Source organism: Celeribacter baekdonensis, from assembly GCF_900102315.1.
GTDB lineage: Bacteria > Pseudomonadota > Alphaproteobacteria > Rhodobacterales > Rhodobacteraceae > Celeribacter > Celeribacter baekdonensis.
Map to the genome: position 1 here is coordinate 110,158 of NZ_FNBL01000004.1, position 20,544 is coordinate 130,701.

Annotated in this window: 24 protein-coding genes and 1 other annotated feature; of the genes, 7 read left to right on the top strand and 17 right to left on the bottom strand. The window is 61.1% G+C overall.

Translation table 11 applies throughout. The annotated features are described in order from the left end of the window. Positions 1-66: 66 nt before the first annotated feature. Both BLT54_RS09085 and BLT54_RS09090 read left to right on the top strand, forming a co-directional pair. Positions 67-603, top strand: a complete 537-nt coding sequence (locus BLT54_RS09085; RefSeq protein WP_176832857.1) for a Crp/Fnr family transcriptional regulator — start codon at positions 67-69, stop codon at positions 601-603. Beyond that, on the top strand, positions 600-920 hold the full coding sequence (locus BLT54_RS09090; protein WP_074643886.1) for a YnfA family protein: 321 nt from the start codon (positions 600-602) through the stop codon (positions 918-920). The genes BLT54_RS09085 and BLT54_RS09090 overlap by 4 nt, the downstream gene beginning before the upstream one ends. Positions 921-924: 4 nt before the next feature. Here the strand turns inward: BLT54_RS09090 and BLT54_RS09095 are convergent, their stop codons facing one another. The 5 genes from BLT54_RS09095 to BLT54_RS09115 form a co-directional block, all read right to left on the bottom strand. Next, the gene (locus BLT54_RS09095; RefSeq protein ID WP_074643890.1) at positions 925-1,350 is read right to left on the bottom strand and encodes a rhodanese-like domain-containing protein; all 426 of its coding nucleotides are present in this window, start codon (positions 1,348-1,350) and stop codon (positions 925-927) included. A gap of 103 nt (positions 1,351-1,453) precedes the next feature. After that, on the bottom strand, positions 1,454-1,648 hold the full coding sequence (locus BLT54_RS09100; RefSeq protein ID WP_074643894.1) for a DsrE family protein: 195 nt from the start codon (positions 1,646-1,648) through the stop codon (positions 1,454-1,456). 9 nt (positions 1,649-1,657) lie between these two features. Next, on the bottom strand, positions 1,658-2,377 hold the full coding sequence (locus tag BLT54_RS09105) for a DUF1499 domain-containing protein (RefSeq protein WP_074643898.1): 720 nt from the start codon (positions 2,375-2,377) through the stop codon (positions 1,658-1,660). Then, complete coding sequence (locus BLT54_RS09110; RefSeq protein ID WP_074643901.1) at positions 2,370-3,671, bottom strand: MFS transporter; 1,302 nt, start codon at positions 3,669-3,671, stop codon at positions 2,370-2,372. The genes BLT54_RS09105 and BLT54_RS09110 overlap by 8 nt, the downstream gene beginning before the upstream one ends. Then, a complete protein-coding gene (locus tag BLT54_RS09115; protein ID WP_074643905.1) occupies positions 3,668-4,519 on the bottom strand; it encodes a sterol desaturase family protein in 852 nt (283 codons plus the stop codon). The genes BLT54_RS09110 and BLT54_RS09115 overlap by 4 nt, the downstream gene beginning before the upstream one ends. Positions 4,520-4,597: 78 nt before the next feature. Here BLT54_RS09115 and BLT54_RS09120 point away from each other — a divergent pair, with 78 nt between their 5' ends. From BLT54_RS09120 to BLT54_RS09130, 3 genes are all read left to right on the top strand, one after another. Beyond that, positions 4,598-5,272 (top strand): ArsR/SmtB family transcription factor, encoded by a 675-nt coding sequence (locus BLT54_RS09120; protein ID WP_176832858.1) that lies wholly within the window; start codon positions 4,598-4,600, stop codon positions 5,270-5,272. 39 nt (positions 5,273-5,311) lie between these two features. Further along, a complete protein-coding gene (locus BLT54_RS09125; RefSeq protein ID WP_074643912.1) occupies positions 5,312-5,710 on the top strand; it encodes a hypothetical protein in 399 nt (132 codons plus the stop codon). Positions 5,711-5,790: 80 nt separating this feature from the next. Further along, the gene (locus BLT54_RS09130) at positions 5,791-7,290 is read left to right on the top strand and encodes a multicopper oxidase family protein (protein ID WP_074643915.1); all 1,500 of its coding nucleotides are present in this window, start codon (positions 5,791-5,793) and stop codon (positions 7,288-7,290) included. A gap of 56 nt (positions 7,291-7,346) precedes the next feature. On the opposite strand, the gene BLT54_RS09135 is transcribed toward BLT54_RS09130, so the two are convergent. Further along, a complete protein-coding gene (locus BLT54_RS09135) occupies positions 7,347-8,204 on the bottom strand; it encodes a universal stress protein (RefSeq protein WP_074643918.1) in 858 nt (285 codons plus the stop codon). Positions 8,205-8,218: 14 nt separating this feature from the next. Continuing rightward, the gene (locus tag BLT54_RS09140; protein WP_074644453.1) at positions 8,219-9,709 is read right to left on the bottom strand and encodes a SulP family inorganic anion transporter; all 1,491 of its coding nucleotides are present in this window, start codon (positions 9,707-9,709) and stop codon (positions 8,219-8,221) included. Between the two features lie 66 nt (positions 9,710-9,775). After that, positions 9,776-9,833 (bottom strand) — a sequence feature (sul1 is cis-regulatory element that is thought to sense ions involved in sulfur or methionine metabolism; They are found in Alphaproteobacteria). A 341-nt stretch (positions 9,834-10,174) separates the two neighbouring features. Between BLT54_RS09140 and BLT54_RS09145 the strand changes: the two genes are divergently transcribed. Next, complete coding sequence (locus BLT54_RS09145; RefSeq protein ID WP_083351772.1) at positions 10,175-10,939, top strand: potassium channel family protein; 765 nt, start codon at positions 10,175-10,177, stop codon at positions 10,937-10,939. A gap of 3 nt (positions 10,940-10,942) precedes the next feature. Then, positions 10,943-12,277: a TrkH family potassium uptake protein gene (locus BLT54_RS09150; protein WP_074643922.1), complete on the top strand. Its 1,335-nt coding sequence runs from the start codon at positions 10,943-10,945 to the stop codon at positions 12,275-12,277. 341 nt (positions 12,278-12,618) lie between these two features. On the opposite strand, the gene BLT54_RS09155 is transcribed toward BLT54_RS09150, so the two are convergent. From BLT54_RS09155 to BLT54_RS09200, 10 genes are read right to left on the bottom strand one after another with little or no spacing between them, the layout of a single operon-like run. After that, positions 12,619-12,987, bottom strand: coding sequence for a hotdog family protein (locus BLT54_RS09155; RefSeq protein WP_074643925.1), 369 nt, complete (start codon positions 12,985-12,987; stop codon positions 12,619-12,621). Next, the gene (locus tag BLT54_RS09160; protein WP_074643929.1) at positions 12,981-13,337 is read right to left on the bottom strand and encodes a MaoC family dehydratase; all 357 of its coding nucleotides are present in this window, start codon (positions 13,335-13,337) and stop codon (positions 12,981-12,983) included. The genes BLT54_RS09155 and BLT54_RS09160 overlap by 7 nt, the downstream gene beginning before the upstream one ends. 1 nt (position 13,338) lies before the next feature. Then, positions 13,339-14,820: an AMP-binding protein gene (locus BLT54_RS09165; protein ID WP_074644461.1), complete on the bottom strand. Its 1,482-nt coding sequence runs from the start codon at positions 14,818-14,820 to the stop codon at positions 13,339-13,341. Between the two features lie 5 nt (positions 14,821-14,825). Continuing rightward, the gene (locus BLT54_RS09170; protein ID WP_074643932.1) at positions 14,826-15,593 is read right to left on the bottom strand and encodes an enoyl-CoA hydratase/isomerase family protein; all 768 of its coding nucleotides are present in this window, start codon (positions 15,591-15,593) and stop codon (positions 14,826-14,828) included. Next, positions 15,590-16,186, bottom strand: a complete 597-nt coding sequence (locus BLT54_RS09175) for a TetR/AcrR family transcriptional regulator (RefSeq protein WP_074643936.1) — start codon at positions 16,184-16,186, stop codon at positions 15,590-15,592. The genes BLT54_RS09170 and BLT54_RS09175 overlap by 4 nt, the downstream gene beginning before the upstream one ends. Then, on the bottom strand, positions 16,183-17,052 hold the full coding sequence (locus BLT54_RS09180) for an alpha/beta fold hydrolase (protein WP_342707847.1): 870 nt from the start codon (positions 17,050-17,052) through the stop codon (positions 16,183-16,185). The genes BLT54_RS09175 and BLT54_RS09180 overlap by 4 nt, the downstream gene beginning before the upstream one ends. Then, positions 16,968-18,026, bottom strand: a complete 1,059-nt coding sequence (locus BLT54_RS09185) for a branched-chain amino acid ABC transporter permease (protein ID WP_074643943.1) — start codon at positions 18,024-18,026, stop codon at positions 16,968-16,970. The genes BLT54_RS09180 and BLT54_RS09185 overlap by 85 nt, the downstream gene beginning before the upstream one ends. Before the next feature lies 1 nt (position 18,027). Continuing rightward, positions 18,028-19,059, bottom strand: coding sequence for a branched-chain amino acid ABC transporter permease (locus BLT54_RS09190; protein ID WP_074643946.1), 1,032 nt, complete (start codon positions 19,057-19,059; stop codon positions 18,028-18,030). Between the two features lies 1 nt (position 19,060). Next, on the bottom strand, positions 19,061-19,783 hold the full coding sequence (locus BLT54_RS09195) for an ABC transporter ATP-binding protein (RefSeq protein ID WP_074643950.1): 723 nt from the start codon (positions 19,781-19,783) through the stop codon (positions 19,061-19,063). Then, positions 19,776-20,540, bottom strand: a complete 765-nt coding sequence (locus BLT54_RS09200) for an ABC transporter ATP-binding protein (RefSeq protein WP_009570496.1) — start codon at positions 20,538-20,540, stop codon at positions 19,776-19,778. Before BLT54_RS09200 ends, BLT54_RS09195 begins: the two co-directional genes overlap by 8 nt. Positions 20,541-20,544 lie beyond the last annotated feature (4 nt).

Sequence of the window (20,544 nt, forward strand, 5' to 3'; positions counted from 1 at the left end):
GTGTTCTCGCCTTTCCAGTTGCCTCCTTTATTGCAGGCCTGTCACATCCTTCATATGATCATAATCATGTTGATGAGTTTGGAAACCCTGTTCGCCGGATCACGATCCGTTTATCTCGCCGCTGGAAAGGTTCTATTTCGCAGCGCCGCACCTGTGTCCGAGATGTTTATGGTGAATGCGGGGCAAATTCATCTGTGCCGTCATACGGTGCATGGTACGAAAATGGTTCTGCAAAGAGCCACGCCGGGAATGGTCTTGGCTGAGGCATCGGCCTATTCAGACAGCTACCATTGTGATGCGATTGCGGCGACAGACAGCATCGTTCAGACGTTGCCCAAGTCTGTTTTTCTGTCTGCTTTGGCAGCGGACCCCGACCTCGCCGCGACCTGGGCCGCCACGCTGGCCCGAGGGGTTCAGGCTGCACGGTTCAGATCAGAAATCCGGTCGTTGCCGAAAGTGGCCGACCGGCTGGACGCCTGGCTTGGGGCCGGAAACCCTCTGCCCCAAAAAGGTCGATGGCAGGATGTCGCGCATGAATTGAGCGTGACCCGCGAAGCGCTCTACCGGGAACTGGCCCGACGCCGGAAAGGGACGAAAGAATGACCTATGTCTGGTTCATTGCGGCAGCCATTGCTGAGATCGCGGGATGTTTCGCTGTCTGGGCCTGGGTGCGACTCGACAAATCCGCGCTCTGGCTGATGCCAGGCCTCGCAAGCCTGGCTTTCTTTGCCTGGGCACTGACCCGCACCGAGAGTGACATCGCTGGGCGCACCTATGCGGCTTATGGTGGAATCTATATCGCTGCGTCTATGGTCTGGATGTGGCTGGTAGAAGGAAACCGGCCAGACCGCTGGGATCTGACCGGATTGGCATTCTGTCTGCTCGGGAGCGCGCTGATCCTGCTGCCTCACCGCGGATAAGCGGTTATGGTTTATAAGCCGCGTCCTGCTGCCAGCCCGTAAAGCCGGTCTGCATCACCACAACATTCGACCGCCCCGCCACCCGCAGCGCAAAGGCGGCCTGCGCCGACAGGCTACCGGTATTGCAGAAGAGGATGGTCATGCGGTCCTCGGGGATTTCCTCAATCCGGTCAAGCACTTCTCGCCACTCAATATTGACGGCACCGGGGATCGTGTCTTCCTCGAACTGGCCCGCATCGCGGGTGTCAACGAAAAGCGCGGTCTCAAAGACGGTTTGATCGAGCTGCTGGGGCAGGATGATGCCGGCTTCGTAATCCGAGAACATCAAGTATTCCTGCATGGCGTCTATGGCCGTATCCTGTGCTACGGCAGGCACCGCGTTAAGGCCAAATGCGACGGTCGTCGCCAAGAGTAGGTGTTTCAGTTTCATCCGAGGTCTCCTCCATTCCGGTTTCTTGGTGTTCAGGTGTTTTTCGCAAGCCAGCCATTCGTACCGCCTTCGAGCCAGAAGGCGTCCGGGTGACCCAGCTTGTTCAGCATGTCCGCGCCCTGCGCTGACCGTCCGGCGTCTTCTGCCCCGCCTTGGCGCAAAGCACCGCGCCGACCATCAGGAACACGGTGATCTCGGCCTCGGGGTCGTTCTTGGCCAACGCGTGAGCCATGCGCAGCCCGTTGAAGCTGCGCTCGGTGCCATAGGGCGGGTCGTTCAGCAAGATCAGGTGTTTCATGGTCGGTCCTCAGTTTTGGATGCGCGTTTCGAGATCTGACAAGAAGGCTACGATGCGCCGGGCGTTGGCCCCGCGGTCGATCTGGCCGAGGCGCGAACGCGAGCGCATGTCGATGCGGGCGCCGCTGTCCGTTTCGGTGACACGGATCGCCACCTCGTCTTCGAAGCCAAAGATTCGGCTGCGCGCGATGGCCTCGATCTGGCCCTCGGACGGATCGTCAGACAGCACCTCCCACCCACGGGCCTGGACCAGCGCAAGTGCAGCGGCGAAGGTATCGTCAGAAGAGAACGGCAGGTCCAGCGGGCGTACATCGGGATAGGCGGCACGTTGCGGCCCGGCGTTCTGCGCCGGGTAGTCGCTGGGCGTGGCGGTGAACCAAAAGACCGGCGGGTCCTCGGTGTCGGTTGAAATGTCGTTGATCGGCGGCGTGATACGCGCAGCGATCTCGAACGCGGTGCCAAGCCCCGTGACCGGCAACGACAGGATCAGCCCCAGCAAGACGATCCCACCGCCGCCGGGCCATCCGCACCCCCGAACCACCAGCCCAGCCAGCGCAATAATGACGCCGCCAATGGCCACCCATACGGCCCAACCGGCAAGGTCATAGGCTTGAGGCCAGGGCCAGCCGCCCGCACGGAACCCCCAGACCGCGACGGCCAGAAGCGCAAGTGACGTGGCCCCCAGAAGGATAGACATAAAGCCGAAACGGCGGGTCAGGGTATCAGGCACGCGTTGGCTCCTGGTCAGTTGAGGGATTGAGACGCGGATGGGTTTCCTCCATCCCGATGATCAGCCAAAGGCCGGACCCGGCCATGGCAAACCCGGTCAGCCAGAACCCGGCTTCGAGCATCCCCGACGCATCCGCGATCAGCCCCATGGAGAGCGCCCCGATGGCATAGCCAAGATCCCGCCAGAAACGATAGACGCCAAGCGCCGAGCCGCGCCAGGATGGGTGTGCGATGTCGCCCATCGCCGCAATGAGGGTGGGATAAAGCAGCGCCATTCCGACGCCCGTCACCGCCGCCGCCACGGCCCAGCCACCGACCGTGGCAAAAAACGGAAATGCCAAGACACCGCCAGAGCAAAGGAAAAACCCCGCAACTGTGGGCCACTTGCGCCCAAAGTGATCAGAAAGCGGCCCTGTCCAAAGCTGGCTACCCCCCCAGACAAACCCATAGATGCCCGTCACCCAACCGATCTCGATCAGGCTTGCGCCTTTGGCGACCATGAACACCGGCACCAGCGCCCACATCAGCGCATCAACAAATTTTTCCACGCTGCCCGCCTGCGCCAGCGCCATGAAGGTGCGGTTACGCCATGTAACGAGGGCAAAGATCTGGCGAGACGAAGGATTGTCCCGCCCTTCGACATAGCGAGGGCGCGGACCGATGGTTTCGCCAGATGTGTGCCGCGCGGCCTCGGCACGGGCATAGGGCAGCGTTTCGGTGAACGCGAATAGACTTGCCGCCAACGCAGTGAGGATCACGATAAGTCCGAAGATGAAGAGGCTGAGACGCGGGTCGAAAGAGCTGGCGAGATATCCGGTCACAAGGCCCGCGAACGCCACGCCGCCATAGCCCGCGAATTCGTTGAACCCGGTGGCCAGGCCACGTTCGGAGCCTTTCACGATGTCCATCTTGGCCGTGACCGTCATCGACCAGGCAAACCCTTGATTGACGCCCAGAAGCACGTTGGCTGCCACGATCCAGTTCCAAGTGGGCGCAAACAGGATCATGAACGGGATCGGCAGCGCCACCAGCCAGCCCCAGATCAGCACGCGGCGCCGCCCGACCCGTTCCGACAAGCGGCCGGAGACGAAGTTCATCGTGCCTTTCACGATCCCGAAGGACACGATGAAGGCAAAGATCGCGGTCATTGACCCCTGAACAACGCCGAATTCGGTTTCGGCAAGTGCCGGAATGACGGTGCGTTGGATGCCGATGGTCAGGCCGACGAAAAACACCTGCAAAAGCTGTTCCAGAAACGGGCGCAGGTTCTCGCGGATACCAAGGGTATATGTCATTCTGCGTCCTTCACGGCGATGAGTGGATCGAGCGCATGGCCCGAAGCCGGGCCGCGGACGGGCTGAACCAGCATCCGGTCGAGCCAGAGGTCGCGGCGCGTGCGGAACTGCTCGATGCCGATCTTCATCCCTTCATGCCCTTTCGCGGGTTGCGCGACATAGGTGCCCAGCAGACGGTCCCACCAAGGCAGGTTGAAGCCATAGTTCGAATTTGTCTCGCGCGGATCAACGGAATGGTGGACGCGGTGCATGTCGGGCGTCACCACGATGAGGCACAGCACCCTGTCCACCACGCGCGGCAGGTCGATATTGGCATGATTGAACAGCGCCGTTGCGTTCAGGATTACCTCGAACAGAAGCACCGCCACGGCAGGCGGGCCAAGGGCTGCGACCACCGCCAGTTTGATCCCCATGGAGATCAGGATTTCCACCGGGTGAAAGCGCAGACCCGTCGTCGCGTCAAAATCCAGGTCGGCATGGTGCATCCGGTGCAACCGCCAAAGCCCGGGGACGGCGTGGAACATGACATGTTGGAGGTAGATCGCCAAGTCGAGCAGAAGCATCGAGACACCGACCGAGACCCAGACAGGCACATCGACGTTGTTCAAAAGACCCCAACCGCGATCCTGCGCCATCACGGCAAGGCCGACCGCGAGGATCGGGAAACTGAGCCGCAAAAGGATCGTATCAACCACCACCAACGCAAGGTTGTTGGTCCAGCGGATAACGCGCGGGATGTCCCGCCGCCTGCGCGGTGCGGCGATTTCCCATAGTACCATCGCCACCAAAACGCCCAGAAAGGCCGCAAGACGGATGGTTGGTTCGGCACTGAGGATAGATTGGGGCATCAGCACGGGCCTCAAGGGTTGCACAGGGCGATGGATTCGCTATCATTCAATTGATTGCTTGATTGTTCTAACGTCAGGATGCGACTTGTGTCAACCAGCCCGAAAATTGCCCTTCTCGAAGAATACGCTCTCGTTGCGCGCGCCCTCTCAGCCCCAGCGCGGCTGATGCTGCTCGAACAACTGGCCCAAGGAGAGCGTGGGGTAGAGGCGCTTGCGGAAAAGACTGGCCTCACACTCGCTAACTGTTCACAGCATCTGCAACAGCTCCGGCGCGCGGCGCTGGTGACGAGTCGCCGCGAGGGCAAGGCCGTGATCTACCGGCTGACGGATGCGAAGACGCTGGACCTGATGGACCTTCTGCGCGTCGTCGCCGAGCGCAACCTCGCACAGGTTGATCAGATTTTGCGGGGACTATCGGATGGGCAGGACGCGCCCGAACCGATCACCAGAGAGGATTTGGCCAAGCGGCTTGCCGAGGGGTCTGTGACCGTACTGGACGTCCGGCCCGCCGACGAATTCGCTGCGGGCCATATTCCGGGTGCACGCAATACGACGCTTGCAGAGTTGGAGCGGCACCTATCGACGCTCGACCCAAGCACCGAAATCGTGGCCTATTGCCGCGGACCTTATTGTGTCTATGCCCATCAGGCGGTCACCGCCCTGCGCAAGCATGGCTTCAATGCCCGGCGCCTTGAAGGCGGGTTACCGGAATGGCGCGAAGATGGGAGAAAGGTGCTTGTCAACGGGGACTAAACTTGTCATCGGTGACCAACGCCGACAAGCGGCGCGGCCATGGACATTCGCCTGAGCAATGCCTATCTTTCTCGCATGTCAGCCCGTCTTGTGACCCTTTTTTCCATAGTTTTGATCGCCGTGGTCACGATGGTGGCCTCGGCACATGCAGCGCGCATGAATCTGACAACTGGTCCGGATCACGCATCGCATCTGAGTGAGATGATCCATTCGACTGACAGTGGGCATCCTGCCTATGGCGAAAAGCACGACTGTGGATCTACGGACAAGGCAATGTGCAATATGGTTTGCACGGGCCTGTCCGCCTTTCTGATTGCGAACGGGACGGTGGCCGGACACGCTTACGGCTCTGCCACCCATGCCTTCCCGCCCGATACGAACCACGTCGTGAATGTCCCAGGGTTGAACGAACGCCCTCCCAAGCTCCGTCTCTTCTAACGTCTAAGTGCGTCCAGGCCCAAAGCCTGCGGCGTCCTATCGATATTCAGAACGGGACGGCATGTCCCGAGGAGACGACCATGAACACCTTTTCACGACGCGGTTTTCTTGCCGCAAGTGCTTCGGCAATTGCCGCTGTACAGATGCCCCATTCTGCCATCGCGCAGTCTCTGGCCCCTTTCAAATTGTCCGCCACCACCCGCACACTTGACATTGACGGGCAAGCGGCGACCGTCTTGGGCCTTGCCGGTCCCGGAGGTCAAGGGCTGACACTCAACCCCGGACAAAGGTTCCGGGTCGATCTGACCAACACTCTTGACGTTGGCACGATCATCCACTGGCACGGCCAGATCCCGCCCAACGTACAGGACGGTGTGCCAGACATGCCCATGCCCCTGCTCGCACCGGGCGAGACCCGGTCTTATGACTTCGACGCGCGGCCGGGCACACACTGGATGCACAGCCATGTGCCCACACAAGAAATGCAACTGCTCGCCGCACCACTGATTGTCCGCTCGCCCGAGGATCTGACCACCGACCGGCAAGAGGTCGTGATGTTCCTCCATGATTTCTCGTTTAAGACACCTGAAGAGGTTCTTGCGGAAATCAGCCGCGGCCATGCGGGTGGGCACGGCGCAGAACATGGTGCCGACGCCAACGCGTCCCCCACGCATGTCATGCCGATGCAGGACATGGATCATGGTGCAATCGGCAACATGCCGGACATGGGCGGGATGATGGGCATGGACGGTATGGCCATGGACCTGAACGATTATGACTGGGACGCTTATCTTGCCAACGACCGGACGCTGTCGGACCCGGAAGTGGTGCAGGTCGAGCGGAGCGGTCGCATCCGGCTCCGGGTCATCAACGCGTCCGCGGCCACGGTGTTCTGGATCGAAACGGGTACTGCGCAGGCGCGGCTTGTCGCGGTGGACGGGCATGCTATCCAGCCAGTCTCGGGTACGCGGTTCGGGCTGGCCATGGGTCAGCGGCTGGACGTTGAGATTGACCTGCCCGCTGGCGGCGGCGTATGGCCGATCCTTGCCCGCCGCGAAGGCGCCCGCGAACGCACCGGCCTGATCCTCGCCACGCAGGGGGCGGAAATCCGGCAACTTGACTCTGTCGCAGAGTCCGATGCGCCCGCCTTCGACACCGATCTGGCACAGGAATCGCGCCTGATCCCGCTGGACGCCCTGCCGGACCGGGCCGTGGATCGCACTCATATGCTGATGCTCGGCGGTGCGATGCAGCCCTATATCTGGACGATCAACGGCGCCGTCTGGGGGCAACACAGGCCGGTCACTGCGCGCACCGGGGAGCGTGTCGTGCTGTCGTTCCATAATATGTCGATGATGGGCCACCCGATGCATTTGCATGGCCACGTGTTTCAAGTCATCGGCTTGAACGGACGCGCATATGCGGGTGCGTTACGGGATACTGTCTATGTACCACCGATGTCGATGATTGATGTCGCACTCGATGCTGGCGAGGCCGCGCGCTGGATGCTGCATTGCCATCATATGCCGCATCTGGCGACGGGTATGATGACCGAATTTACCGTTTCGGCGGTGATCTGAACTGCGGCGGGGCGTTCGGATCGAGCGCCCCGCAGTCTCGGTCAATGGCGATCAGGTCATCGCATGATCAACACAGGCACATGGCACAAGCGGATCATTTCCGTCGTGGTCGACCCAATAAGGAAAGACCGAATGCGGCTGTGGCCATAGGCCCCCATGACCAGAAGATCATACCCCTCATGCGCCGTCAGTTGCGACAGAACTTTTTCGGGCTCGCCGCTTTGAATGATCGTTTCGGCTTCAATGCCTCCTGCCTTGAGCGTTGAGACGGCACTGTCCAGCGCTTTCGTCATCTCCGGCGTGTCCTTTCCCGCGAACACAAGCGCAACCTTCAGCCCCACAAAAAGCGGGCTGCGTGCGATAAAATCCACCGCTTTGAGCGAGGAAGTTGCGCCATCAAAAGCCACCAGCACCTTTTCGATCTGCTTGAAGGCCCGATTGGCGATGAACACCGGTTTGTGGCTGGCGCGCACGATGCGTTCGAGATTGGAACCGAGGTGCTCCAGAGCAAGGCCTGCAGTCTCGCCGCGTTTGCCGACCACGATCATGTCGCCGGTTTCGTCCTTGGCTGTCACCGTCTCAGCCAGATCCCCCTGGCGCAGACGGGTTTCCACCTCGGTAGCACCATCGCCTACAATGAGTGCCTTGGCATCTTCAAGAATGGCACGGCCATGCGCATGAGAGAGCTTTGCCCGCGCCGCATCGAGTTCGGAGAGTTGCGCAAGAAGTTCGCTGCGTGCGCCCAGCCGGATTGCCCCGGACAGGTCCTGTTTTTCGACGTCATCGCGCCGATTCATCACGTGATAGAGTTTGACCTTCCACTTGGTCTTGTCCGCGATCCATGCCGCGTGACGACAAACGCTCTCTGAATAGGCAGAGCCGTCGACAAGGGCGATAAGTGTTTTCGTTGTCATGGTCTGGTTCTCCCTCAATGGCCCATCAATTGATCCATCGCGCCCGGCTTGTCATGGACGGCAAGCTTGTCGACGATGGTCTCGGATGCTTCATTGAGGCCAATGATTTCGACCTCTGCACCCTCCCGGCGGAATTTGAGCACGGCCATGTCCAGGGCCGCAACCGAGGAAATATCCCAGATATGGGCACGGCTCACGTCGATCGTCACCTTCTCCGGCGCTTCCTTGAAATCGAAGGCCTTCATGAAATCCTCAGAGGACGCAAAGAAAAGTTGGCCCTCGATGGTATAGGTGCGGTGGCTGCCGTCCGGTGTGACCTCGCTGCGGACGCGGAACAGTTGCGCAATTTTCCAGGCAAAGAAGATGCCCGAAAGCAGAACACCCACAAGAACGCCGATGGCGAGATTATGGGTGTAAACCACGAAAAACACCGTCGCCAGCATCACGATGGACGAGGATTTCGGATGCTCGCGCAGGTTCTTGATAGACGACCATGAGAACGTCCCGATTGAGACCATGATCATGATGGCAACAAGGGCTGCCATCGGGATCATCGCCACGATATCGCCAAGCGCCACAACCATGATCAAAAGGAAGACACCCGCGGCAAAGGCCGAAAGCCGCCCGCGACCGCCGGATTTCACGTTGATGACCGACTGGCCGATCATGGCACAGCCCGCCATGCCGCCGATAAAGCCGGTGGCGGTGTTGGCGATGCCCTGCCCGATGCACTCTTGATTGCGATCCGAGGGCGTGTCGGTCAGTTCATCGACGATCTGCTGTGTCATCAGACTTTCCAGAAGGCCAACAACGGCGACCGCGACGGAGTAGGGGAAGATGATCGACAGCGTCTCGAAAGTGAGCGGAATATCCGGGATCAGGAACACCGGCAGCGTGTCGGGCAGCGCGCCCATATCACCGACAGTGCGCACATCCCAGCCCATCACAAGGGTCAAAATCGTCAGCACCACGATGGTGACCAACGGCGAGGGAATGGCCTTGGTGATCCGCGGGAACAGATAGATAATGGCAAGGCCGCCAGCCACCAGCGCATAGGTCAACATCGGCACTTTCGCCGGATCAAGTTCCGGCAATTGCGCCATGAAGATCAGGATGGCCAAGGCATTCACAAAACCCGTCATGACGGATTTCGACACGAAACGCATGACATAGCCCAGCTTCAACAGCCCCGCGCCGATTTGCAAAAGCCCCGCCAGCACAGTGGCCGCGAGCAGATATTCCAGCCCGTGATCACGCACAAGCGTCACCATGAGAACGGCCGTCGCAGCGGTCGCTGCCGAAATCATACCCGGCCGGCCGCCAGTGATCGCAACGATCACCGCGATAGAGAATGAGGCGTATAAGCCTATTTTGGGGTCCACGCCCGCGATGATGGAAAAGGCGATCGCTTCGGGGATGAGGGCAAGAGCCACCACGAGTCCAGAGAGAAGATCACCGCGAATATTATGCGTCCACTGACGCTTGTATTGAGAAAGAGAGATCATGAACAGTTCTGTATCCATAGGCCGCCAGCCAATTCCAGCGGTCTTTGTTGATGTCATCTGTTGATGGGTTATCCGGCGGATAGGCGGCCGGAGGAGCCAGCCGGGAATTTCACCCGGCTCCATGTTCGTTGGAAGCCGATTATCAGAGTTCGCGCAAATGTCCAACGCCTCTATGACAATCGATAAGGCAAATCTCAGCAACGGATGCATTAATGCAAGACTTGCACAGTTTGAGGTCGGGTTGCGGAGCCAAAATATGACGATGGCAGCTCTGTAAATGGCAGCTCTGCAAAAAGAGGGGGCAACAACGCGCCGCATCTTTGGAAGCCGTGCGCGATCCAAGACCAGTCCTTGAAGCACGCTCAACGGTTATTGATCTGGCGCGGCTGTGTGTGGAGTTCAAGCCTGTCCGATACTTTGTTCATAACGGGCCGCATCAAGTTTCGAGCCGCCACACAGAATGTAATGGACCGTTGGTTGCCAATTTGGACCATCAACTTGCCATTTCCTCAAAAAAGCGCGTTACATGCGGGCAACATTAACAGCCGGAAGGCCGGACCTTTGAAAACCAGAAGCTTTGCCGTGATCGGCCTTGGAACCTTTGGCAGCACAGTTGCCAGTGAACTTGCCCGCTTTGGCAACCCTGTGCTCGGGATTGATACCGATGAACGGCATGTCACGCGGTTGGCCAATACACTGACCGAAGCGATCATTGCGGATGGCAAGGACGAAGCGGCCCTCAAGGAAGCTGGTGTGGGGAATTACGATGTTGCCATTGTGGCAATCGGTGAAGACCTCGAAGCGAACATCCTGTGCACCATGAATGTCAAACTGCTCGGCATAGAGACGATCTGGGTCAAAGCCCTGAACCGGACACATCACCGCATCTTGACCAAACTCGGCGCGGATCGGGTGATCCTGCCCGAACAAGAGGTTGGTCAGCATATCGCCCAGATGCTGCACAACCCGCTGGTGCGGGATTATGTCAGCCTTGGCAACGGATACCATGTTGTCGACTTCAAGGTTCCTGCGCGGCTTGACGGCAAGCCTGTGAACGATCCTGCCATATTCTCAAAATACGATCTGCGACCGCTTGGCGCCATGCGCGAGAATCAGTTCCTCTCTTGCGAAAGCGGTGATCTGAAACTCAAGGAAGGCGACAAACTCCTGCTGCTCGGCAAGCGCGTTGACCTTCGTCATTTCGGGGATGATCTCCGCTACGGGAGCTGATCTATGTCGCGCCCTGTTGCAAAACGGAAGGTCTCGCACCTTCCTCCGCCACTCGTTCTTGTTCTGATCTACGCAGCCTTCATCGTGCTCGGCGCGGTGACGCTGATGCTGCCGTTTTCTACCACCGCTCCAATCACCTGGTCCGATGCGGTGTTCACGGCAACTTCGGCTGTGACTGTCACAGGTCTTGCCGTTCTCGACACCGGAAGCAATTTCACCATCTTCGGCCAAGTCGCGATCGCTTTTCTAATCCAGCTTGGTGGACTTGGCTTGATGACATTCGCCGTGCTGATCCTGTCCATGCTCGGGATGCCGGTGGGGTTTACCCATCATCTGTATCTGCGTGAAGATCTGAACCAGACTTCTGCGACCGACCTTCTCGAACTGACCAAAATGATCCTCCGTGTCGTTCTGCTCTGTGAATTGATCGGCGCGGCTCTGCTCGCGTTGGTTTTCATTCCTGAGTTCGGCTGGGGTATGGGGATTTGGCACTCACTCTTTCACTCGATCTCTGCCTTCAACAATGCCGGCTTTGCTCTCTTTCCCGACAGTTTGAGCCAATGGGTGGGCAATCCAGTGATCAATATCGTGGTCCCCTTGCTCTTTATCTTGGGAGGTCTCGGTTTCACGGTTGCCACTGATATCTGGCGAACCCGGAAATGGCATCGTTTCGCACTGCATACCAAGCTGATGCTTGTGGGGACCGCATCACTCCTCATCTGGTCCACAACGGCCTTCGCGGTGATGGAATGGAGTAATCCTGCCACATTGGGGCAACTCGATTGGGCGTCCCGCCTTTGGGCCAGTTGGTTTCAAGCCGCCTCAACACGCACTGCAGGGTTTAATACGGTTGATATCGGTAGTCTGACCGATGGCACGACCCTCATGTTCATGACGCTGATGGTCATCGGCGCAGGCAGCACCTCGACGGGTGGCGGCATAAAGGTCACGACATTTATCGTCCTGCTTCTTGCTACCTATGCTTTCTTCAAACGACATCAGCATCTTGACGTTTTCCGGCGCAGGTTGGGCGCCGATCAGGTGATGAAGGTTCTTGCCCTCGCAATGGTGAGTGTCCTGCTGATCCTTTTTGCCCTTTTCGTCATGCTCGTCTTCCATGAGGGCGAATTTCTCGATGTTGCCTTTGAGACCATCTCGGCATTTGGGACCGTCGGGCTGTCACGTGGGGTGACCGGTGACCTCGACACAACCGGCCGCATTGTCATCATGTTCATCATGTTTGTTGGACGCGTAGGGCCTCTGACGCTGGGTTTCCTGCTTGCGACACGCAAACCAAAGCGGATTTCCTATCCGTCTGGTACGGTCTATCTGGGATGAGCGCCTTTGGAGACCGTACCAGAAATCATTTGCGCACAGCAGCCCTGATAATCAAAGATCACGAAATCATTGCCGTGTCCAAAATGGATGTCAGCGACACGTAGTTTGGCGCCTTAAGGTTATGTAAGCCATTGTTTTCGCGACTTACAGGATGGCGTTCGACATCAATCCGGCGCTTTTCAACACTTGGTTTGGCGGCTGTCAGAGAATTGAGGCAGAAGGGTACAGCTAAAGCGTTCCGCCATAAACCTGAATCACGGGTTTAGGGCGAAACGCCCACACCATTGATATGTCGGGCAGCGTCACGCCTTTTCCCTGTCTCAGGTTAAAGGCGTGACGCTTTAGAATGCGCCAGCCACATCCTTTGCCTTTACCAAGCTGCGGCCTTCACAGATGACAGTGCCATCGGGGCCGCTGCAGCAGGCCCAAAGGTCTACGAGGTGTTTTTCAGGCCGTAGGCGCATGATCTCGACCTTAGCCACAAGCGGACCGACAAGCGGTGCGTCAGTTTTGAAACTCAGTTCTTGCTTGAGGTAGTTGGTGCCCGCCCCCGGCAGCTCCACACCCAGCAGGTAGGAAAAGAGCGCCGCGATCAGCGGCTCGGGCACATGATCGGAGCTGCTGCCAGCGCCGCTCAGCGCGGCATAGGCCGCCAAGTCGTCCTTACTGTAGCTGCGTGTGATCTGCGCCGTCTGTCCAACCATCAGCATGTCACCACTGCCTCCCCCGTAAGGCATTCGGCCCCATCCTGCGCGCGGGTGACCTGCATCCGCAGGTGTCCCGAGGCATCCTCCTTGATGCTCAGGATCAACTCCTCACCGGTGAAGGCCGGGTTCGGGAACATCAGCGTCTGGCTGACCTGGGTCAGTCCCGCGTCATGCCGTTTCAACATCCCACTGAGCTTCGCGTAAAGAAGCATGCCGTGGCTGACCGTGCGCCCGAAGGTGGTTTCGGCGCAGAAGGCCGGGTCCACATGGATCGCGTTGTCATCCCCCGACACGGCGGCGAAGGCGTCGAAATCCGCTTGTGTCGGCGTCCACCGCTCTTGCAAATCAATCATTCTAGAGACCCTCATGCAGCTTGGGTTTGCATATCTTGCCCGCCGCCGTGCGCGGAAAATCCGCGACGATCCGCACATGCGCGGGCACTTTGTATCCGGCCAGCCGTTCCCGGCACCAGGGCCGCAACGTGGCCGGATCGAGGCTCTGGCCGGGCCTCAGCATGACGAAGGCCGCGCCGACCTCCCCCCATTTCTGGTCCGCCACGCCCACGATCGCCACTTCAAGGATGGCAGGGTGTTGGTTCAGCACGCGCTCGACCTCGGCGGGATAGATATTTTCGCCGCCAGAGATGAACATGTCCTTGATGCGATCGACGATGAAGTAGTAGCCATCCGCGTCCCGCCGCGCGACGTCCCCCGTCGCCAGCCAGCCGTCCGCGGTGAAGGTCTTGCGCGTGGCCTCGGGGTTGCCGAAGTAGCCCGGCGTGATGCCCGGCCCGCGCAGCTGCAACTCGCCCACGCCCTCGGCCCTGTCGGAGACACCGGCCAAGCGCACCTCCACCAGACTTTGCGGCTTCCCGACAGAGCCGATTTTCCGATCGGCCTGGACCGGGTCCATCAGGAAGACGGTCGGACCGGTCTCCGTCATGCCCATGCCGTTCAGGACCTTGGCACCCTTCTCCGCGAAGAAGCGGATCAGCGGCTCCGACAGTGGCGCCCCGCCACAGCCGCAACGGATCGACGCCCAGTCCATCGCACCAATATCCGCCATCAGCGATAGCTCCTGGTAGATCGCGGGCACGCCGAAGAACTGGTTGATCTGCCCCGATGCCAGCAGGTGCCGCACCACACCGACCTCGAACTTCGGTAGGATGGTGGAGCTGCCACCGCTCAGGAAGATCGGCAGCGTATAGAGATTGATGCCAGCGGTGTGGAAGAGCGGCAGGTAGCAGACCGCCCGGTCGGTGGAGGCGATGTTGATGGCCTGCCCGATATTGACCGTATTGACCCAGGCCATGCGGGCGGTCTGGATCACAGATTTCGGCAGCCCCGTGGTGCCGGAGGTGGAGAGCAGATACCAGGGCCGCTCTGCCGGGACAAGCGCCGTCAGCGCCGGACCGCCCACCTCGATCCATCTGGCGAGATCCTCTTCCAGCGTCAGAACCGGTACGCCGAGACCCTCGGCTGTGTCGCGGGCCGTGGCGGCGAAGGCCGCATCAGTCAGCATCAGCGATACGCCCACCGGCGCTAGGGTCTCCACCAGCTCTTTCACCGGCTGGCGCCAGTTCAGCGGGCAGAGGATGGCGCCGGTCTTCTGGCAGGCGAAGAGCGTGATGAAGAATTCCGCCCGGTTCTGGCAAAGGATGGCAACGCGATCGCCCTCGGCCAAGCCGCGTGCCAAGAACCCGTCGGCAACCGCATTGGCCGCTTCGTTGATCCGGGCAAAGCTCCAGTCACGGCCCGTCGTGGTGTCGTGAAAGGCAAGAGCCTCGGGTGTCAACTCCGCCCGTTTCGCAGCCATATCCGGAATCAGATCAAACATCGCAATCATCCACTCGGTTGAAGAAACTGTTTCATGCGCGACAGGGTCACCTGCCGCCCGATCAGGTCGAGAAAGGCCGAGGTTTCCGCATCCAGCCCGGCGCGCAGGGCTGCCCGTCGAGGGGCGTTCCAGAGGATCGCCTTGGTCGCCAGCGCAGAGCCCGTCTCGATCGCGCCCAGCAGGGCCAGCGCCCGGGTCTCGGGCGCATCATCCACGGCCTGCACCAGCCCCAGGCGCAGCAACTCCTCAACCTCGTGCCGGCGGTTGGCCATCAGCCAGCCCCGCGCCTGTGCTGTGCCGATCAGGTCCGGCAGGACAACAGTCCAGCCACCATCAGGCGCGAAACCCATGGTGCCGTAATAGGGTTGCACAAAGGCGCCGGGCGCCGCCACGGCGAGATCGGAGCCAAAGAGCAGGCCCGCCGAGCCGCCGGTCGCTGCGCCGCACAGGGCGGTCGCGATGACCACGGGCATGGCGATCATGCGGGCGATCAGGTCCTGCAGGGCCGGCACCACCGTCCGGGCGTAGTCTTCCGCGCGACCCTCTTGTGCCGCCTCGAAGAACCGGCCCACGTCGCCACCGGTGGAAAAATTTCGTCCGCCGCAGATCAGCGCCTTCTGCGCGCCGGAGCGTTCCAGTGCATCGAACGCAGCATGCAGCGCCGCCAGCAATCCCGGTTCCAGTGCATTGGCGCGCGGGGCCGTCATGGTGATCCGAAAGCAGGCCTCCCCACCGGGAAGGTCAAAGATTTCGCGGGAAATCAGGTCGGTCATGGTGCCAGCCCCTTGCAGATGAAGGCATGCGTCTCTCTCACCACGCGTTCGATATCGACCTCCTCTTCCCAGAGCACGAAACGCTCGCCCAGGGCCTTGGCGATGCCCATCAGCGCCCAGGCGCGCACCTCGGCGTCACCGGCCGAGATCTCGCCCCGGCGCTCGGCCTTCTCCAGTTGCTCGGCGTAGACCTTGCCGAAGGCCATGTAATAGTCGCGGTAGGCGTCGGGATCGACGAAACGGGCCTCCTCGACGATGCGGTATTGCATCGGACGGTCGCGCACGACGGTCAAATAGGCCTCCAGACCGGCGCGCTCCGCCTCGAGCCGGTTGGCCGCACCCGCAATGCGTTCCGCTGCCTGCGACCGGGTGGCGCGCCCCATGTCCTGCACCAGTTCGCGGAACAGCACGTCCTTGCCGGAGAAATAGATGTAGAAGGTCCCCAGCGCGGTCCCCGCCGCACGGGTGATGTCGGCGATGGAGGCAGCATTGAACCCCTTTTCCCCGATCACTTGCTCGGCGGCGGCGAGGATCTTGGCACGCCGCTCGATGCCGCGTTTTGTTTTGGGTCTGGCCCCTGTTGATCTGGTCATGGGGTGTCGCCTTCCTGCTCCGAGACCATTTGCGCCAGCCCTTCCCGCGCCACGAAACGCCGGAGGGCATCGCTGAAGGCCTCGGGCTCTTCTAGGTGCGGCGAATGGCCGGAGTGGTCAAAGCGTGCGACCCGCGCCTGCCCCGCCTGTGCCGCAATCCAATGCGCCACCTCCTGGCTGTAAAGGCGGCTCCGGGCGCCTGTGCAAACGAGATAGGGGATGTTGATCCCGGCCATCGTCCGGCGCTCGTCCATGGCGGTCAGATCGTCCCAAAGCGCGCGCAGGCGTTCGGGGTCCTGCGCCAACAGCAGGTCCCGGATCGTCTCGCGGCTGACTGTCGGCTCGCTGTCGCGCGCGTACATGTTGCAGGCAATGCGCTCGGCCATGACGGACCAGCGCGGCACGATCTTCTCGGAGGTCGTTAGGATCGCCGCGGGGCTCTGGCCAATCAGCCCCAGATCCCAGTTCGCGTCCGGCAGCATGCGTGGACTCATGTCGATGGTGACCAGCCCGCGCAACCCATCGGTGCCGTGCCGGAACAGGTGGCGCCAGGCGACCGCTGCCCCCATGGACCAGCCGACCAGAAGCGGCCGGTCGAGCCGCTCGATCCACTGCCGGGCAACCGCCGCGCAATTGTCGAGGCTGGGCTCTGCCGCGGCCCGGCTGCCATGGCCCGGCAGGTCGGGCGCATGGCAATCGAAGTCCGTGCCCAGCCGCCCGGCAATGTCGTCGAAGAGCGCGCCGTTCATGGCCCAGCCATGCAGGAAGAGAACCGGAACCGTCACGATGCACGGCGCTCGCGCAGCCGGCCCACGATGCCCGTAGGGAAGAAATAGACGCTGAGAATGAACAGCACTCCCAGCCACATCAACCAACGGTCCGGGTCCAGCAAATCAGGCACCAATGGCAGGGCCGAGGTGGCTTCAGAGGCACTCCCCATCAGATTCTGCAGGTAGGTCTGCGCTAGGATGAACAGCGTGGCCCCGATCACCGCACCGTACATGGTGCCCATACCGCCGATCACCACCATCAGCAGGATGTCCAGCATGATCTCGAAGCTCAGCGTGGTGTCCGGCCCGACGTAGCGCAGCCAGATCGCAAAGAGGCTCCCGGCCAGGGCAGCAACCGCTGCCGAGAGGCAGGTGGCCATGGTGCGATACCAGATCACCCGGTACCCGATGGCCTCGGCGCGGAAGTCGTTCTCGCGGATCGCCTGCAGCACCCGTCCGAAGGGCGAGTTCACGATGCGCAGCAGCAGCAGGAACAGGATCAGCGCAGCGGTGAACACCAGATAGTAGTTCAAAATCTTGCCGCTGACCTGCGTACCCATGAATTCGCCCATCCGGTTGGCCGAGGTCAGAACGCGCGGAATCTTGTAGGTCAGCCCGTCCTCGCCGCCGGTCAGACCGGAGAACTGCGAGACCAGCACCGCCAGTGCCGAAGCCACAGCCAAGGTGATCATCGCGAAAAAGATCGCCCGCACCCGCAGGCTGAAGAGCCCGATCAGCAGCGCCAGGATGATCGCAGCCACGGCGCCGGATACGGAGCCAACCAGCAGCGCATCAAAGCCGCGCCCCATATGCGACGACGTCAGCGCCACCCCGTAGGCGCCGAGGCCAAAGAACATGGTATGGGCAAAGCTGACGATGCCGCCATAGCCCAGCAACAGATCGTAGCTCGCCGCCAGAACGATGAAGATGCAGATCCGCGCCGCCGTGTCCAGCGCGCGCACACCGTCAAAAAGGAAGGGCGCGCCAGCCAGGCAGACCAGGGTCACTAGAAGCAGCAGGGTCAGGAGGACAGAGCGCGGCTGATCCCCGGAAAGAAGTTTGACGATCATTTCATTTTGCCTTCACGACAGGCAGCATGCCTTGCGGCCGCCACATCAGGATTGCAGTCATCAGCGCGATGTTCGACACCAGCGCCAGTTTCGGTTCCAGAAAGGCGATGTAGTTCTGGAGCAGCCCCACCAGCAGCGCGCCGATGAAGGCCCCCTCGACGGAGCCCAGCCCACCAATGATGACCACGATGAAGACCAGAACCATCATCTCCTCGCCCATCCCGGCGGTGATCACCTCCTGGTAAAGCCCCCACATCACGCCGCCCAGGCCCGCCAGGGCCGAGCCTGCGATGAACACGCCGACGAAGACGATGCGCAGGCGGTAACCCAGCGCCTCAACCATGGGGCCGTTCTCGACCCCGGCGCGGACAATCAGGCCGATCTTGGTGCGGCGGAGAACCATGCGCATAGCGATGAAGAGTACAAGGCCGATCCCCACCGCCAGCAGGCGGTATTTCTCCATCGCCGCTCCGGCGAAAGTCACCGCTCCTTTCAGCATTTCCGGGCGGTTGATGAAGATCTCATCCGGCCCCCAGATCACATAGATCAGCTGCTCAATGACGATCAGCCCGCCGACCGTCACCAGGATCTGCTTGAGATGGGCGCCGTAGACCGGCTTCACGATGACCCTCTCGAAGCCCCAGCCGAGGGCACCAGTCACGGCCATGGCCGCCACCACGGCCAGTAGGATCGCCGCCATGTTCAGCAGTAGAGAGGCGGCACCGGTCCAGTCGCCCAGAGCGATCAGTACAGACACGCCGACGAAAGCGCCGACAGAGATGAAGGCGCCATGGCCGAAGTTGATCACGTCCATGAGGCCGAAGACCAGCGTCAGGCCGGAGGCCATGATGAAGATCATCATGCCCATTGCCAGGCCGGACACCGTCAGTGTCAGCCAGGACGAGGGCGCACCGATGGCAACGAAGCCGAGCACGATCAGGATCGGAACAAGTATGACCGGCATGGCCTTGCCCAGCCGGTCGGTGAGGCTGAGATTGGCGAAGGTCGGCTTGTGGTCAGGGGCAAGGGTCATGTCAGTGCGTCTCCATGCTCAAACCCATCAGGCGCTCCTGCAGGTCCTTGTTCGCGGCCAGTTCGGCCATTTCGCCTGTCCAGGTCACCCGACCGTCGTCCATGACCGCCGCGCTGTCGCCCAAGGCACGGGCGACCGAGAAATTCTGTTCCACCAACAGGATGGAGGCACCCTGCGCCTTCAGCTCCCGCAGAGCCTGGGCCATGGTCGAGACGATGGCGGGAGCAAGCCCCTTGGTCGGCTCGTCGATCAGGTAGAGCTTGCGCTCTTCTACCATGGCGCGCGCGATGGACAGCATCTGCTTCTGGCCGCCGGAGAGGTTGCCCGCCTCGCTGTGCCAGAAGGTGCCTAGGGCCGGAAAGGCGCTCAACAGCCAGTCCTTGCGCGCGGGGTCGAGCGGCCCTGTGGTGCAGCCCAGCACCATGTTCTCCTCAACCGTCAGGTCGCGGAAAATGCCCATGTCCTCCGGCACGAAACCGATGCCAGCGCGGGCGCGCGTCGAGACGGGCAGCCGGGTTATGTCTTGACCGTCATAGAGGATCTGGCCGGACTTGGCGCTCCACTGCCCCATGATCGATTTCAGCGTCGTGGTCTTGCCCACGCCGTTGCGCCCCAGCAGCATGGTCACCTGGCCGCGCGGCACCTCGAGGTCAACGCCCTGGAGGATGTGATATTGCGCGATGTCGGTGTGCAACCCGCGCAGTGAAAGGATTGGCTCAGACATGGTCCAGCTCCTTGCCCAGATAGGCCTCCTGCACCACGGCGGAGGCCATGACCTCGGCAGGCGGTCCATCGGCGGCCAGCGCCCCGTTGTGCAGGACGATGATGCGGTCGGCGAGGCTGCGGATCACATCAAGCTTGTGCTCGACCAGCAATACCGTGCGCGCGCGGTCCGCCTTGATTTCCGCGATGAGGTCAAGGATCACCGGCGCCTCGTCCACGCTCATCCCGGCGGTCGGTTCGTCGAACATGTAGACCATCGGGTCGAGGCCGATCAGCAGGGCAACCTCCAGCTTGCGCTGGTCCCCATGTGACAGCTCCGAGACAAGCTGGCCCTTTTGGATGTCCAGCCGTACCCGCTCCAGGATCGCCATGGCGGCAACGGTCAGCTCCTGGTGGCTATCGGCCATAGAGAACAGACCGAACCCCTTGTGCTGCTTGGACTGGATGACCAGGCGCACGTTCTCCAGCACGCTCAGACTGGGAAACAGGTTGGTCAATTGGAAGGCACGGCCAAGCCCGCGGCGACAACGGTCCGCCACGCCAAGCCGGGTGATGTCCTCGCCCAGCAGTTTCACGCGCCCCGAACTGGCGGGGATCTGCCCCGAGATCAGGTTGAAATAGGTGGTCTTGCCCGCGCCGTTCGGGCCAACGATGGCGGTCAACTCGCCCGCGCGGAAGCTGGACGACACCGCGTCGACAGCCACATGGCCACCGAAACGCACGGTCAGTGCATCGGTCTCAAGAAGTGTCTGGGTCATGGGT